Origin of the sequence: Cyanobacterium stanieri LEGE 03274 (assembly GCF_015207825.1) — a bacterium.
GTDB classification, from domain to species: domain Bacteria; phylum Cyanobacteriota; class Cyanobacteriia; order Cyanobacteriales; family Cyanobacteriaceae; genus Cyanobacterium; species Cyanobacterium stanieri_B.
In genome coordinates, this window is sequence record NZ_JADEWC010000067.1 from 1 (window position 1) to 1,146 (window position 1,146).

At 43.6% G+C, this 1,146-nt stretch carries 1 protein-coding gene; it reads right to left on the reverse strand.

The window, feature by feature from the left end; all coding sequences use genetic code 11:
* Positions 1-78: 78 nt before the first annotated feature.
* On the reverse strand, positions 79-1,146 hold a 1,068-nt coding region (gene psbA, locus IQ215_RS14285; RefSeq protein WP_015221347.1), incomplete at its 5' end, for a photosystem II q(b) protein.

The window sequence follows — 1,146 nt, forward strand, 5'->3', positions numbered from 1 at the left end:
ACACCAAAAAGCACCCCCCAATAAAGGAGAGTGCTTTCTAGTTATTATTTAGTTGTTAAACTCAATTCCAAGTAGAAATTAACCGTTGATTACAGGAGCAGAAACTGCTTCAGCAGAGGCTAAGTCTAAGGGGAAGTTGTGAGCATTACGTTCGTGCATTACTTCGATACCGATGTTGGCACGGTTTAATACGTCTGCCCAAGTTCCAATTACGTGACCTTGGCTATCTAAGATAGACTGGTTGAAGTTGAAACCATTTAAGTTGAATGCCATGGTAGATACACCCATTGCGGTGAACCAAATACCAATTACAGGCCATGCACCTAAGAAGAAGTGTAATGCGCGGCTGTTGTTGAAGGATGCATATTGGAAGATTAAACGACCAAAGTATCCGTGAGCAGCTACGATGTTGTAGGTTTCTTCTTCTTGACCGAATTTGTAACCGTAGTTTTGAGACTCGGTTTCGGTGGTTTCACGTACCAAAGAAGAGGTTACGAGAGAACCGTGCATTGCGGAGAATAAAGATCCACCGAATACACCAGCTACACCCAACATATGGAAGGGGTGCATTAAGATGTTATGCTCTGCTTGGAATACAAACATGAAGTTGAAGGTACCAGAGATACCTAAAGGCATACCATCAGAGAAAGATCCTTGACCGATAGGGTAGATTAAGAATACTGCAGTCGCAGCGGATACGGGTGCAGAGTAAGCAACACAGATCCAAGGACGCATTCCTAAACGGTAGGATAATTCCCACTGACGACCCATGTAGCAGAAGATTCCGATTAAGAAGTGGAATACTACTAATTGGTAAGGGCCACCGTTGTATAACCATTCATCTAAGGATGCTGCTTCCCAAATAGGGTAGAAGTGTAAGCCGATAGCGTTGGAGCTAGGTACTACTGCACCAGAGATGATGTTGTTTCCATATAATAAAGAACCTGCTACGGGTTCACGGATTCCGTCGATGTCCACGGGAGGAGCAGCAACGAAAGCGATTAAGAAACAAGTGGTTGCAGTTAATAAACAAGGGATCATTAATACACCGAACCAACCTACATATAAGCGGTTGTTGGTAGAAGTGATCCACTGACAAAACTGCTCCCATGCGGAAGACTGTTGTTGTTGTAAAGTGGTAGTCAT